The sequence below is a fragment of the Kitasatospora sp. NPDC093550 genome (assembly GCF_044764985.1).
Lineage (GTDB): Bacteria > Actinomycetota > Actinomycetes > Streptomycetales > Streptomycetaceae > Kitasatospora.
On the sequence record NZ_JBIWJF010000006.1, the window covers coordinates 343,661 to 356,417 of the forward strand.

Sequence of the window (12,757 nt, forward strand, 5' to 3'; positions counted from 1 at the left end):
AGCCGGAACTGCAGCACGGGTGGAGGGACTTGAACCCCCAGCCTGCCGTTTTGGAGACGGCTGCTCTGGCCGGTTGAGCTACACCCGCAGCGCCCGGACAGGTCAGGCAACCGGCGAGCACCGTCCGGTGGACGGCGTTCCGGCAGCCTGAGCCACGGGCCGGCGGCCTCTCGGCCGCAGGGCCGATCCTTCCGTACGGAACGGCTGCGGGTCATCAGATTTTCGAGCGCTGCCGGACCCGGCACCAGGAACACCCCTGGTGCCTGGAACAAAGAACCCAGGGGCAGCAGCCGGAGGCTGCCCGGGAGGTGAACGCCGCGCTGCGCCCGTCCCGCCCGTATTTCCGTTGGTGACGTTCCGTCGGGTCGGTACGGTCGCGGGCATGGCGATCCCGATCGTGTTCGACATGGAGACCGGCGACCCCGACGACGTCTTCACCCTGTGCGTGCTCGCGACCCATCCGTGGGCACGCCTGGTGGCCGTGACGGTCATGCCCGGGTCGGATGAGCAGGTCGGCATCGTCAAGCACCTCCTCGGGCGGCTCGGGGTGAGCGCGCCGGTCGGCGCGTACCGGCCCGGCGCCGACGTGAATCCGGTGTCGGGCTTCCACCGCCGGTGGCTCGGCGGGGTTCCGGCCCGCGAACCCGACGCCGAGGCATGGCAGCTGCTGCGGGACGCCCTCGCCGGCGGGGACGCGACCCTGCTCACGGGGGCGCCGCTGAAGAATCCCGGAGCGCTCCTGGCGCGGGAACCGGACACGCGCATCGCCCGCTGGGTCGCGCAGGGCGGCTTCGCCGGCGACTCCGTCGTCCCGCCCGAACACCGTCTCCCCAAGTTCGCGGGACGCGAGACCTGCCCGACGTTCAACTTCAACGGGGCTCCGGACGCCGCCTCGAAGCTGCTGGAATCGCCCCACGTCGGTGACCGGGTGCTCGTCTCGAAGAACGTCTGCCACGGCGTCGTCTACGACGGCGCGATGCACGCCGCCCTGTCGGCGCGCCGGCTCACCGCCGGGATGGCGCTCGTGCGGCAGGGCATGGAGGTCTACCTGGCCAAGCGCGGCGCCGGCAAGGCCTTCCACGACCCGCTCGCGGCGGCCGTGGCGCTGGACGAATCCGTCTGCGCGTTCCGCGAGGTCGAGGTGTACCGCGAGCGCGGCGCCTGGGGCGCGCGCCCGGCGTCCGGCACCCGGACACGGATCTCGGTCTCGGTCGACCACGCGCGATTCCTCGACGTCCTCACGGCCACCGGGTGACGGCCCCGGCGCCGCGCCGAAGGAGCCCCCGTGCACACGCGCGCCGTGCGGGCGGGAACGCCTGCACGGTCTGCTCCTCCAAGCGGTCGACGACGGGCCGCCGCGGGCGCTGCGGACCACGGTGGAGGCGCCGGGCGAGGCACCGGGTCGGCGCCCGCCCGGTGGACGTCATCCAGGTCACCGACGAGTTCAACGCCTCGTACGGGCTGGTCGGGCTGCGCCGCCGGTCGGTGCTACGGCTCGGCCTGCCGCTCTGGGAGGTACTCGACGACCGGGAGCGGACAGCCCTGCTCGGCCACGAGTTCGGCCACCGGGTCAACGGCGACCGCCGGCGCTCGTTCTGGCTGTACAGCGCCGTCTCGGCGCTCTGGACCTGGTACGACATGGCCCGCCCGGGCCACCACGGGCCGGTCGTGGGCCGGGACGAGGTCTCCGTGCTGGTGCGGTTCGGCGCGGTGCTCGGCCGGCTGGTGCTGCGCGGCGTCGCCTGGGCGCTGTACCAGGGGCTGGTGCTGTTCGACCGGCTCACCTCCCGGGCCGGCCAGCAGGCCGAGTACCACTCCGACGTCCTCGCCGCCCGGGTGGCGGGCGGCGAGGCGGCCCGGGGCATGCTCGCGGCGCTGCTGCTGCCCGACTCGGTGGACACCGCGATCCACCAGATCCGGGCCGAGGAGCGCGGACGGCCCCGCGTCGGCCGCGCCCGGAGCCGCCGGACCGAGGACGCGCCCGCGCCGGACCTGCTCTGGGAGCGGGTGCGCGAGCACCTCGCCTCCGTCCCCGCCGTCGAGCGCGAGCGCCTGCTGCGGCTCAGTGCCCGGGACCGGTCCGCCGTGGACGGCTCCCACCCGCCGACCCACCTGCGGATCGCCCTGGCCGCCGCCCGCGCCGGCGACGGGGACGCCGCCGTCACCGTCACCGCCGCCGAAAGCGCCTCGATCGCCGCCGAGTTGGCACCGCACCGCGCCCGGATCGCCGCCGAGCTGATGGCCGGCTGAACAGGCGGGCCGGCGGCGGAGCGCCGACCCCGCCGGCCCACCGGGGCGTGGCGGCCCTAACCGACCTCCACCGCACGGTCATTGCGGGAGACCGGCAGCTCGCGGGGGCCGCCCGGCCGGGCGGCCCCCGCGAGCGAACACAGCGGCGTCCCGCCACGGCCGGTCGATCGGCAGCGGGGCCCGGACGCCGGCGTGGGCCGGCTGCTCTCGGCGGCCACCCGGTCGGCCAGCCCGTACAGGGCCGGTGCCCCGGCGCGGTCGAGCACGCCCACGTCCTTCGGCAGCCGGCCGAGCCGGGGCCGCAGGGCCACCGCGATCACCAGCACCACCGCGCCGACGCAGCGATGCACGACGGTCCCGGCGATCAGCAGCCACAGGGCCAGGACGAACGTGCCGACGGTGACGAGGTGGATCAGCCCGGCAGCGGCGGAGGCCAACAGCCAGTCCCGGCGGGCGGTGGGGGAGCCGCCCCCGGCGGCCTGCTCCTCGTAGAGCCGGTCGGTGCGGGCGAGCGCGGCCCGCTCGCGCCGGGTGGGCTCGGGAGCGGCGTCCTCGCCGGGCACGAGGTTCCAGTCGCAGGCCGGGCACCAGAGGAGGAAGCGCGGGTCGTCGGCCAGGGGGGGCGACGCAGCGCGGGCACGGCGACCCGTGGACCGGCCGGTCGGCGGACGCCGCGGCGGGCGGCTCGAGGGAGGTGGACACAATTGATCATGATGGCGGGCCGGGGGCGCCGGTGGGCAGGGGGGTATTCGTATCGTGACCATGCCGGTTCCCCCGTGCCGCCTGTACGGAAGTGCCGCGGGAGACCGTCGCGGAGACCCCCGACTCTGCCCCGGAGGACCTTCCGCCGCGCCGTGGCCGTCGGGTTGAGTGGGACGTTGCCGACGATCCCAGGAGGGGCGGAGCCCGATGCGCAAGCGGGAGAACGAGGAAGCCACCAGGGCCAAGGCCGGCCGGGCGGCGAGGAACGCGGCCGTCGAGGCCGGGAGCCCGCGGTCCCAACTGCTCGCCCTCCAGGGCTCCGTGGGCAACGCGGCGGTCGTCCAGATGCTCCGCCGGGCCGGCCACGGCCCGGACGGGAAGGAACACCTGCACGGGGACGGCTGCGGCCACGCGGGCCCTGCCGTCCAGCGTGCCGCGGCCCCGGCCGTCCAGCGCTCGGCCGTCCACGACGTCCTGCGCGGCCCCGGCCGGCCTCTGGACCGGGCGACCCGTACGGACATGGAGTCCCGCCTCGGTGCCGACTTCTCCGACGTTCGCCTCCACACCGGCGGCGCCGCCAGGGCCTCCGCCGCCGAGGTCGGCGCGCGTGCCTACACCTCCGGCAACCACGTCGTCATCGGTGAGGGAGGGGGCGACGCGCACACCCTCGCCCACGAGCTCACCCATGTCCTCCAGCAGCGCCGGGGGCCGGTCAGCGGCACCGACACCGGCAACGGGCTGAAGGTCTCCGACCCCTCCGACCGCTTCGAGCGCGAGGCCGAGGCCAACGCCCGCGCGGTGATGAGCCGCCCGGCCCCTCAGGCCGCCTCCGACGTGCAGCGTGCGGCCGGCCACGGCCACGGCCACGGCCCCGGAACCGGGACGGCCGGTGCGGCGCACGCGCCCGTGCAGCGCACCCTGGCGGCGGGCCTCGCGCCGGGGACCCCGGTCGTCAGGCACACGGACGAGGGGGACGTGGTGGGGCAGACGATCCTCCGTTTCAGCTTCGGGTCCTACCTGATCTCCGAAGGTGCGGACGGCAAGAAGCCCCGGGCGTCCCTCAAGGACAAGTCGTGGGGGACGGTCGAGGACCAGGTGGCCTCCCGCGCGGAGTACGAGGCGGCACGCGCCCTGGAGTTGGACCCGGCGGTCCTCGCGGCCAAGCAGAAGCAGAAGGACCTCGACCTCGGCGAGAACTACCTCAGCGCCGACTACCGCCGGATCAACCCGCTCCTCGCGGCCCTCGGGCAGGTCGGCTTCACCCCCGGCGAGATCGCCGCCCCCGGCTTCTCCTACAAGTCGAGGGAGCGCGAGGTGCTCGAAACGTGGCGCAGTGTCGCCATGGCGCGCGGTTACGCGGACGAGCAGACCACGGCGGCGTGGGACGAGAAGCACCTCGCGGACACCTTCGACATCTTCGCCCGGATCAACGGCGTGTGGGACGACTTCGCGACGCCCCCCGCGAACGCGGACGGCAAGGTGGTGCGCGGCGACAGCAAGCACATGTACGACTCGTTCGGCGGCATCCTCAAGCAGCAGGAGGGCAACCCGGACGGCGGTTACGTCTCGGTGGACCAGACGATCGAGTGGCCGGCGATCCTGTCGACGACGTACGGCGATCCGTTGACCCACACGTACGTGGCGGGCAAGGAGATCGTCTGGGAGTTCGGCCTCCCGGAGGGCCACCGGGGCAGGGCGCTCGGCGGGAACAACCAGTCCGAGCAGGAGATGACCTTCCCCATCGGCACCAAGATCCACATCACCCGGATCCTCGTGCGCAGCGGCGACTTCCGGCAGGAGAAGTCGGCGAAGTACGGCGAGAGCGCGGCCGTGATCGTCTTCGCCGACATCCTGGCGGGAGGGTGACCGGCGCGACGGGCCTGACCCCCTTTCGGATCCTGCCGTCCGGCCCCCGCCGCTCGCAGCCGGTGTAGCGACAGCTCACCCACCCGCGCCGGCCGCACGCGGCCGCGGTCCGGGAAGCCCACCGGGCCAGGAAACGGCGACGGCGAGAGGGGCACCACGCGGCGCGGAGGCTCAGCGCAGCCGGGTGAGCTTGCGGCGACCCGCCCGGCGGCGCAACCTCGGCAAGCGTTCCCGCGCAGCGGCGGCGATGTGCCGCTGGCGTTCGTAGAGCACACCGTAGGCGAAGGCATGCCGCTCGCCGCCGGTGTCCTCGCCGCCGGTGTCCTCGCCGTCGAGGCTGACCAGTTCGTGCCGGGCCACCACGGCGTCCTGGTGGGTGCCCAGGACCTTGTGCAGTTTCCTCATCCGGGCACCGAACTCCGCCACCCGCTTCGCCGTGCGGTGCGGGATGTGCGACTGCGCGTGGTCCGCGGTGTACCGGGCGCGTTTGGCGGCCTTGCGGGCGCGGTGCAGCGCCTGGTCGCCCTGCGGGCCCGGTGGGGTGCGCAGAGCGCGGTCGAGCCGCTTGCCGGTCCGCCGCTGCTCGTGCCGCAGGACGCCGGGCAGGTACCTGCGCGCCTTCCGGCGGGCCCGACGGCGCAGGGGAGGGTCGGCGGCGAAGGCGTCGAGCCGCTCCAGCAGGGCGAAGTAGCGGGCGCTGTCGAGTTCGGCGACCGCCCGCTGCCAGGCGCGTCGGTAGCCCTGGGCGTAGCGCTCGGTGAGCCGGCCGCGCAGAGCGCTCCGCAGGTGTGCGGGCACCGCGTCCAGCTGTCCCACCAGTTCCTCGCCCAGGACCTCCTGGTCGCGGGCCCGGCCCAGAAGCCGCCCGAGCCAGCGCAGTTCGGTGGCCAGCCCCTCGGCCCGGTCGCGCCGGAAGAGCCGCCGGTGGGCCTTGAGCAGGCTGCGCAGCCGCCGTGCGGTGACCCGCATGCGGTGGACGGAGTCCTCCTGGCCGCGGCGTACGGCCGCATCGAGGGTGAGGAGCGCCTCCAGCTGGTCCCGGAAGCCGTCCATGACGAGGGCGCCGGCCGATCCCGGGGCCTGGGCGGAGGCCGAGCCGGTCGGGCCCTGGGCGAGGGGCTCGCCCAGGGCCCGGGAAAGCTTCGAGGGCCACGGTGAGCGGGTCAGCCCCGCGTCGGCGAACACGGCCTCGATGCGGTCCAGCAGGGCCGGCGAGCCGTGCTTCAGCTCGACCTCGAACTCGGTCCAGCCGCAGACCTCGGTGCTGGTCCCGCCCGCCGGGCCGGCCTCGTCGGCGTCCATGAGCCGGGCTTCCCCGTCCGCCTCGGGCCCCGCCGCCCGACCGTCCGGCGGCGTGGGGGCGAGGTGTCCGGCGTCGAGGACCTGGGCCGCGACCCGGTCCTCGGTGATCTGCGCGAGCGTCTCCCCCCGCTCGTCGCACAGCAGCAGCTGCGCGCGGCGGGTGCGCAGGTGCGCCACCGGCACGAGCGCGGCGCCGCGGGTGAAGGCTGTGACGAGGTGCGAGAACTCGGTCGGGACCTCGCCGGGGCCGCCGGCCTCCGACGGCAGCCGGACCTCCTGGCGCACGTCGCCGCCGCGCGGCAGCTTGAGGTGCCAGCCGGCGTCGCTGCCGCCGGTGCGACGGCGTACCGTGATCCGGCGCCCCAGGAGGCGCAGGTCCCGGCTGTCGTAGTAGACGGCGTCGAGGTCCTGGGGCTCGGTGCTCCGTACGGTTGCGACGCCGGGCACCCGGTCGAGCCGCCGCGGAAGCGCAGGGCCGTCGTACTTCCGCTCGGTCTCCTCGTGCTGTGTGCTCATGCCCTGCGCGTGCCCGTGACGGCCGCGGTTATGTGCAGGCGGCCGGCGGCCCCGGCAGGCGGCCCATGGCAGATGGCAGGCGGCAGACGGGCGAACCCGGGAGGCGCGGACCCGGTCGAAGCACTGCGGCTCAGCCCAGCCCGACGGCCGGTTCGCGAATCCGAGATGCCGGGAGGCCGCCACCTGGGTGCGGCGGCCTCCCGGGCCTCCTCGGGGCGCGCCCGTCCCTGGTCACCGCCCCCGGACGACCGGTCCTCCCCAGCGTTCGGGCACTGCCTCCATCGGAGCCGGCGCGCGGGGTTCAGTACACGTCCGCGAGGCGGCACGGCCCCTGGACGGACGGGCACAGCTCGGCCGGGTGGTCCGGGTCCTCCTTCGGCGGAAGCTCGACCACCGACGAACCGGGGTCGGGCGCCGGCGGGACGGCGTAGCGGTACTGGACGACGGTGATCGCCTTGCCCGCGCCGAGGTCGACCGTCCGCTGGTGCAGCGGCCCGAACCGGCTTCCCCCGCCCTGCAGCACGACCTGCCCGGTGCCGCCGGGGAAGACCGTGAAGAAGGAGGGCCACCGCAGGCCGCCGATCGTCGACGGGCTCCGCCCGGCGGTGTAGGACGCGATCGAGCCGTAGGACACTCCCGTGGTCAGGTCGCCGTTGACACGGCTGATCGAGGCGAGGCAGAGGTAGGAGTCGTCCCTCAACCACACCACGTCCGCCCGGTCATGGGCGTCCTCGCTGCGGTCGAGCACCGCCAGGTTCGCCAGGGTGGGGGCGGGGCAGGTTGGGGGCGGGTTCTTGGCCAGCTGGTCCACGATCCACTGCGCCGACGCCGGGGCGGGCTCGGGCAGCACCACGGGGTGCGCCGTCACTGTCGGGGCCGCCGCGGGGGCCGCCGCCACCGTCGCCGTTGCCGTGGATGCCGCTGCCCCTGCGCCGCCCTTCCCCGTGCAGGCCGCCGCCCCCAGCGTCAGCACCACCACCGCGGCCACTGCCGAGCCCCCGCGCCTTGCCGTACGCCCCATCACGCAACCCCCGTCACCTCGTTCGGCCCCCGAAACGTTCGAACACATCCTGCCCGATCCGGCGGACCGGAGGCGTCCCGCCGGGAGCTCCTCGCAGAACAGAACCCCCGGAATCGGTGCCCCGAGCGGGACTTGACGTCCTGTGACGGTCGCCGAGCGGCATGACCGGTCACGGACAAGATTCCCGTGTCCGACCCGGAGACAGCGCGCCCGGCCCTCGTCATGATGTTGTCCGGGACGTCGGCTACGGGCCGGTAACACGAAGCGTGGTCACCCGCGTCCCGCGACAGGCCATCAGGAACCCAGCCACCCGGGGGAGTCATGCGCACACGCACGTCCAGGCTGCTCGCCGCCGCGGTCACCGCCGCCCTGACCGTCAGCGCCACGGCCGCAACAACCGCCACGGCCGCCACGGCCGGCCCGGTCGGCCCGGCCTCGGCGACGGCGCGCTCCACCGCCGCCGCGAGCGACCCCTTCTACTCCTACGACGGCAGCACCCCGCTGGCCTCGCTCGCGCCGGGCACCGTGCTCGGAACGCGGACGCTGCCGTACCACGTGCTGGGGCTGCCCACTCCGGTGACGGCGGTCCAGCTGCTCTACCGCACGACCGACGCCCAGGGGCGCCCGGCCGCCAACGTCACCACCGTGCTGCGCAGCCTGACCGGGGACAGCAGCAGGGCCGTCTCGTACCAGTCCTTCTACGACTCGCTCGACCCGGAGGACGGCCCCTCCCGGGCGGTGGCCGGGAACGTCAGCCTGGGCGGCGCGATCCCGAGCGCCGAGGCGATCTTCCTGGTGCCGCTGCTCGCCCAGGGCTACAACGTGGTGGTCCCGGACACCGAGGGCCAGAACGCCGACTTCGGAGCCGGGCCGGAGTACGCCACCACCACCCTGGACTCGATCCGGGCGGCGACCGGATCCCCGGCGACCGGCCTGACCCCGGACACCCGTTTCGGGCTGATGGGGTACTCCGGCGGCGCCGTCGCCTCCGCCTGGGCGGCCGCGCTCGCGCCCGGCTACGCGCCCGAGGTGAACGCCAGGCTGGTCGGCTACGCCGAGGGCGGGCTGCTGGTGGACCCGGCGCACAACAACAGGTACATGGACGGCTCGCTGGTGTGGAGCGGGATCATCCCGATGGCGCTGATCGGGGTCTCGCGCTCCTACGGCATCGACCCCATGCCCTACCTGAACGACTACGGCCGGTCGGTCTACCGGCAGCTGGAGCACGCCTCGCTCACCGACGCCCTGGGCCACTACCCCGGGCTGAGCTGGAAGGCGATGGCCAAGCCCCAGTACGCCGACCCGAACTCGGTGGAGCCCTTCGTCACGGGCGTCAACCGGACCAACCTCGGCTCGGCGCCGACCCCGACCGTGCCCGGCTACCTCGCCCAGGGCAACGCCGGCTTCCTCGAAGGCACCTTCGCCAACCCTCCCGGCGTCGGCACGGGTGACGGCGTGATGGTCGCCGGGGACGTACGGGCGCTCGCCCGCCAGTACTGCGCGACCGGCACCGCGGCGGTCGCGTACCAGCAGTACGACGCCCTCAGCCACTTCGGCGTCCCCGCCGTCTGGGCCCCGCAGGCCCTCGCCTGGCTGAACGACCGCTTCGCCGGCCGCCCCGCCCCCTCCGACTGCGGCCGCATCCCGGCCGGCAACTCCCTGGCCCCGGAACAGCCCGTACCGGGCTCTTGACCCCGCCGGGCGCCGACCGGCGCGCCGGGGCAGGCACCCCGGGAGAACCGGGGCAGGCACCCCGGGAGAAGAAGAGGCACAGGGCCCGGTGACCACGGGGCTGCGACGCTCCGTGATCACCGGGCCCCGTGCCCACGCCCGACCGGCCGCTTCGGCCGTGCCCGCTGACGACTACTCAAGGGCTCGGTAGTCGGACGGCGGATGAACCAGCTCCGGGTGCTCCACCACGTATCGATCGCCGTGGATCGCCAGCATCGCCCAGTGCCAGGCTTCGTCGTGAAAGACCAGCCCTCGGAAGGGCGCGTCGGCCGGCTCGTACGGGTAGCGCTCCAGGGCGGCTTCCGCCGCTTCCTCCGGAGACAAACCACCGTGCTGCCGCATGACCCACGCGTAGCCGCGCCGCTCCGCCCGCAGGCAGTCGAGGTACTCGGTTTCACTCCACGTCACAGCCCGAACGATAGTCCGGTCCCGGAGGGCGGCGGAGTGCTGCCGGTGTCGTGCCCGGCGGCTCCCGCACGGTTCAGTTCACGGACGGGTCCGGCCCTCCCCGGCGCTTCGAGACGGCCACGGCGGTGGGCGGCGTGTTCCTCCGGGTGTCCGCATCGCTGCTCGGCCGGCAGCCTGTGCCACGTGCTGCCGGGGCGTCGAGGAGCCGTGGACACCCCTGTGGGTGGTCGGCCGCGGTCGGGCTCCTTGCCGACGGCGGAGGAGGGGCCGCTAGGCTGCGGGTTCCCTGAATGATCACCGTTCCCTCGCAGAAGTGGCCCCCCATGCCCACCACCTCCGGTCCGCTCGCCGCCGACAAGCGTCTGGACCCGCAGGAGATGGTCGTCCTGCACCGCGTCTTCCGCCGCGAGATACCGCTCCTGGCCGATCTCGTCGAAGCTGCCGTCCCGGGCGACCGGCGGCGTACCGCCGTGCTCGCCGACCATCTCGACCTGGTCCTCGGCGCCCTGGGCGAACATCACGAGGGCGAGGACGTCCTGCTGTGGCCCAAGCTGCGCGAGCGCGCCACCCCGGACGTCAGCGTCGTCTCACGGATGGCCGACCAGCACGAGGCCGTTGCCGGCGCGCTCGCCACGGCCACCGGCCTGGCGCACCGCTGGCGCACCCGCCCCGAGCACGGCACCGCCCTCCGGCTCGCCGACGCCCTGCGCGAGCTCGACCGGCACGCCGTCGCCCACATGGACGACGAGGAAGAACACCTCCTGCCCTTGATGGCCGATCACATCACCGCCCGGGAGTGGTCCGAGGTCGGCGAACGCGGCCGCCGCAGCGTCCCCAAGCCCAAGCTCCTGATCTTCCTCGGAGCGATCCTCGAGGACGCGACCGCACGGGAACGGCAGCTCTTCCTCTCGCACATGCCCGCTCCCGCCCGCCTCCTGTGGCGCACGCTCGGCATCCGCCTCTACGCGCGCACGACCACCCGCGTCCGCCGGGCCGACGCCGTGGCCCCCACGGCGTAGCACCCGGCCCCAGGCGCTGCCACGCGGGTGCGCCGCCCGCCCGTTTTGCCTCAGGACCGGGCTTCCCGGGCCATCCGGAGCGGTGTGAGCAGGTCGTCGTATGCGGCGGGATCGTTGAGGACGACCTCAACGATCCCGCCGCTGCGGTAGGTGTCGTCCTCCAGGGCGTTCGGGGCGGAGTCCAGGTCGGTGTTGACCGCGGTGACCGTCCCGGCGGTGGGCAGGAGCACCTCCCAGCCCCCGGTGGGCGAGCCCGACACCGTGGCGACGACGTCCTCAGACGCGGTGCCGCCGGGTTGCTTCTCGGTGTGCGGCGCGCGGTGCGTCCGGGCGTTCGTGACGGCCGCGCCAGGACATGAAAGCTTGTCGTCTGCTGATCGCGTCGTGTTCGGAGGAGTTGTCGTCATGGTGAGTGTCCCGGCTGATCGCAAGTACACCGAGGCGCACGATTGGGTGCGCGTCGAAGCCGGGGGGACGGCGGTGATCGGCATCACCGGGTACGGCCGTGATGAGAATCGGTCACACAGTGACGTGGTGGCCGTGGAGCTGCCGCGGGTCGGCCTGGCCGTCGAGGCGGGTGATCCCGTTTTCACCGTGGAGACGGTCAAGTCCGTCATCGAGCACTACAGTCCGGTGACCGGCGAGGTCATCGAGGTGAGCGATGTCGACTACTCGGAGATCCCCGATGAGGTGAACAGTGATCCGTACGGCACTTGGCTTGTCAAGATCAAGTTGAAGGACAAGTCGTCCGTCAACGGCCTGATCGATGCCGCCGCATACAGCAAGCTGGTCGCCTGAGGTCCTCGCGTGCCGCCGTCCGGGGCGCTTCGGCCGCCGTCCCGTGAGAGGGACGGCGGCAGAAGGACGACTCAGGAGGCGGACGGCTCGATCTCGCCCGCGAAGACGATGATCTGGTCGATGAGGTTCCGCCGGAGATGGACGACGTCCGTTCCCGTCAGGCGGGGCCCTCCGTCCGGCGTGGTGAAGACCCACTGGTACCGGGCCCACTCGTCAGGCATGTCCACCGCTGAGCAGCGTGCCATCGTGCCGGCCCCCGCCGGGTGGCGCCGGATCTCCAGGACGAACCGCTCGACCGCCGCGATCCCTTCGCTGCGACCCAAGGGCCCCCAGAAGACCACGTCCGAGGTGAGGGCCTGGGGGAGCAGGGCAGTCACATAACTGTCGTCCGAGGCGTTGAACGCGGAGATGAACGTGTCGATCGCGGATCGTGCCGTCTCTTCCTGCATGCCCCCAGTCATACCAGCCGTTGAGCGTGCGCCCGACCCGCGAGCCGCTTTCCGATCACGGTGGACCGCGGGTGCGACGCGGTGTCGGGCCGAGGTGTGTTCGTCAGCACGTTTCCGGGCTCCACCGCACGGCCCACCAGTGGCTCCACGACGTACGGGGTAGCCGACCCGCCCAGGATCAGTCCGTGGTCGGCCAGTCCCAGCCGAGCTGGATGAACATGCCGAGGCGGTCGCTGACGGCGCGGATCTCGACGATCTGCCCGGCTCGGACGGTGAAGATCCAGATCTGCTCGACATCGCAGCGCCGGTTGGTCGGCTCGGGCATCCGGGCGTGGAAGCCCGTGTGCACCCCGGCCACCCGCAGGCGGGCCACGACCTCGTCGTCCTCGGCGATGAGCTGCTGGATGTGGAAGCCGTCGCCCTCGGCCTCGGTGCTGAAGGCGGCCAGCTGGAGGCGGAAGCCCTCGATGGCGGCGCCCGGGGCGTCCTCCTCGCCAAAAATGATCTTGTTGTGGTCGATCACGGACGGGGAGAGCAGCTGCACCCAGCCCTCGCCGGAGCGGTCGTTGAGTGCGGTGACGAAGTCGCGGATGACCTGCTTGTTGGCGGTGGTCGACATGGTGGTTCCCCCTGGTGCGGCTGTTTCTTACGCGGTAAGTTTCGCTGAGGGGGAGTCTTCTCTTATCGTGTAAGAA

General features: G+C 73.6%; 13 protein-coding genes and 1 tRNA gene. 6 read left to right on the forward strand and 8 right to left on the reverse strand.

Annotated elements, in window-relative coordinates; genetic code table 11:
• Positions 1 to 14: 14 nt before the first annotated feature.
• Positions 15 to 88: transfer RNA gene (locus tag ACIRD3_RS12540), tRNA-Trp, on the reverse strand.
• Positions 89 to 382: 294 nt separating this feature from the next.
• Between ACIRD3_RS12540 and ACIRD3_RS12545 the strand changes: the two genes are divergently transcribed.
• Both ACIRD3_RS12545 and ACIRD3_RS12550 read left to right on the forward strand, forming a co-directional pair.
• Positions 383 to 1,255 (forward strand): nucleoside hydrolase, encoded by an 873-nt coding sequence (locus ACIRD3_RS12545; RefSeq protein ID WP_402214646.1) that lies wholly within the window; start codon positions 383 to 385, stop codon positions 1,253 to 1,255.
• Positions 1,256 to 1,416: 161 nt separating this feature from the next.
• Complete coding sequence (locus ACIRD3_RS12550) at positions 1,417 to 2,250, forward strand: M48 family metalloprotease (protein WP_402214648.1); 834 nt, start codon at positions 1,417 to 1,419, stop codon at positions 2,248 to 2,250.
• Positions 2,251 to 2,306: 56 nt separating this feature from the next.
• Here the strand turns inward: ACIRD3_RS12550 and ACIRD3_RS12555 are convergent, their stop codons facing one another.
• On the reverse strand, positions 2,307 to 2,813 hold the full coding sequence (locus ACIRD3_RS12555; protein ID WP_402214650.1) for a hypothetical protein: 507 nt from the start codon (positions 2,811 to 2,813) through the stop codon (positions 2,307 to 2,309).
• 346 nt (positions 2,814 to 3,159) lie between these two features.
• On the opposite strand from ACIRD3_RS12555, the gene ACIRD3_RS12560 reads away from it, so the two are divergent.
• Entirely contained in the window at positions 3,160 to 4,818 is a 1,659-nt protein-coding gene (locus ACIRD3_RS12560) for a DUF4157 domain-containing protein (protein WP_402214651.1), read from the forward strand.
• A 171-nt stretch (positions 4,819 to 4,989) separates the two neighbouring features.
• Here ACIRD3_RS12560 and ACIRD3_RS12565 read toward each other — a convergent pair whose 3' ends face one another.
• Complete coding sequence (locus tag ACIRD3_RS12565; protein ID WP_402214653.1) at positions 4,990 to 6,636, reverse strand: CHAD domain-containing protein; 1,647 nt, start codon at positions 6,634 to 6,636, stop codon at positions 4,990 to 4,992.
• Between the two features lie 301 nt (positions 6,637 to 6,937).
• Positions 6,938 to 7,504: a hypothetical protein gene (locus tag ACIRD3_RS12570; protein ID WP_402214655.1), complete on the reverse strand. Its 567-nt coding sequence runs from the start codon at positions 7,502 to 7,504 to the stop codon at positions 6,938 to 6,940.
• Between the two features lie 474 nt (positions 7,505 to 7,978).
• Here ACIRD3_RS12570 and ACIRD3_RS12575 point away from each other — a divergent pair, with 474 nt between their 5' ends.
• Positions 7,979 to 9,349, forward strand: a complete 1,371-nt coding sequence (locus tag ACIRD3_RS12575; RefSeq protein WP_402214657.1) for a lipase family protein — start codon at positions 7,979 to 7,981, stop codon at positions 9,347 to 9,349.
• 171 nt (positions 9,350 to 9,520) lie between these two features.
• Here the strand turns inward: ACIRD3_RS12575 and ACIRD3_RS12580 are convergent, their stop codons facing one another.
• Positions 9,521 to 9,796 carry a hypothetical protein gene (locus ACIRD3_RS12580; protein ID WP_402214659.1) on the reverse strand — a complete coding sequence of 92 codons (276 nt, stop codon included), beginning with the start codon at positions 9,794 to 9,796 and terminating at the stop codon, positions 9,521 to 9,523.
• Positions 9,797 to 10,119: 323 nt separating this feature from the next.
• Here ACIRD3_RS12580 and ACIRD3_RS12585 point away from each other — a divergent pair, with 323 nt between their 5' ends.
• Positions 10,120 to 10,815, forward strand: a complete 696-nt coding sequence (locus ACIRD3_RS12585) for a hemerythrin domain-containing protein (RefSeq protein WP_402214661.1) — start codon at positions 10,120 to 10,122, stop codon at positions 10,813 to 10,815.
• A 50-nt stretch (positions 10,816 to 10,865) separates the two neighbouring features.
• Here the strand turns inward: ACIRD3_RS12585 and ACIRD3_RS12590 are convergent, their stop codons facing one another.
• Positions 10,866 to 11,045, reverse strand: coding sequence for a hypothetical protein (locus ACIRD3_RS12590; protein WP_402214662.1), 180 nt, complete (start codon positions 11,043 to 11,045; stop codon positions 10,866 to 10,868).
• Positions 11,046 to 11,058: 13 nt separating this feature from the next.
• Between ACIRD3_RS12590 and ACIRD3_RS12595 the strand changes: the two genes are divergently transcribed.
• Positions 11,059 to 11,613: a glycine cleavage system protein H gene (locus ACIRD3_RS12595; RefSeq protein WP_402214664.1), complete on the forward strand. Its 555-nt coding sequence runs from the start codon at positions 11,059 to 11,061 to the stop codon at positions 11,611 to 11,613.
• A gap of 71 nt (positions 11,614 to 11,684) precedes the next feature.
• On the opposite strand, the gene ACIRD3_RS12600 is transcribed toward ACIRD3_RS12595, so the two are convergent.
• The gene (locus tag ACIRD3_RS12600) at positions 11,685 to 12,062 is read right to left on the reverse strand and encodes a nuclear transport factor 2 family protein (RefSeq protein ID WP_402214666.1); all 378 of its coding nucleotides are present in this window, start codon (positions 12,060 to 12,062) and stop codon (positions 11,685 to 11,687) included.
• 178 nt (positions 12,063 to 12,240) lie between these two features.
• A complete protein-coding gene (locus ACIRD3_RS12605) occupies positions 12,241 to 12,681 on the reverse strand; it encodes an ester cyclase (RefSeq protein WP_402214668.1) in 441 nt (146 codons plus the stop codon).
• Between the last annotated feature and the right edge of the window lie 76 nt (positions 12,682 to 12,757).